Raw genomic sequence first — 369 nt, forward strand, 5'->3', positions numbered from 1 at the left:
CTCAGCAAATGAGGTCGCCCATTTCTACGAGATCCGTGGCTTTCAATGCGAATGAAACGTCCTGCTTGATGCAGAGTTCTTCGCCGCCACGAATTACATGGATCTCGACGAGTTGGCTGACGCCACTGGCATTGTCGGTATGTAGGAAATACTTCTCGCCGAATTTTTCAATGGCGTCCTTTGCATCCACGTGCGGGACGATCGTCACGCCGAAGTGGGCCTCGTATTCGCGCAGCGCGGCGTTGAGCGTGTCAGCATCGGAATGAACAGCCAGATCGCTATGCGGGCACGGACTCCCCGTATAGGTGTATCTGGAATTTTTGGGGCCAAAGACCAAGGGCATGGGGGGCGCGATAGAGGACCACGAAA

At 55.0% G+C, this 369-nt stretch carries 1 protein-coding gene; it reads right to left on the bottom strand.

Annotated elements, in window-relative coordinates; all coding sequences use genetic code 11:
* Position 1: 1 nt before the first annotated feature.
* Positions 2-369: hypothetical protein (locus tag RVY79_RS18005; RefSeq protein ID WP_317465885.1), on the bottom strand; the 368-nt coding region annotated here is incomplete at its 5' end.

The organism is Chromohalobacter sp. HP20-39 (genome assembly GCF_033052815.1).
Taxonomy (GTDB): domain Bacteria; phylum Pseudomonadota; class Gammaproteobacteria; order Pseudomonadales; family Halomonadaceae; genus Chromohalobacter.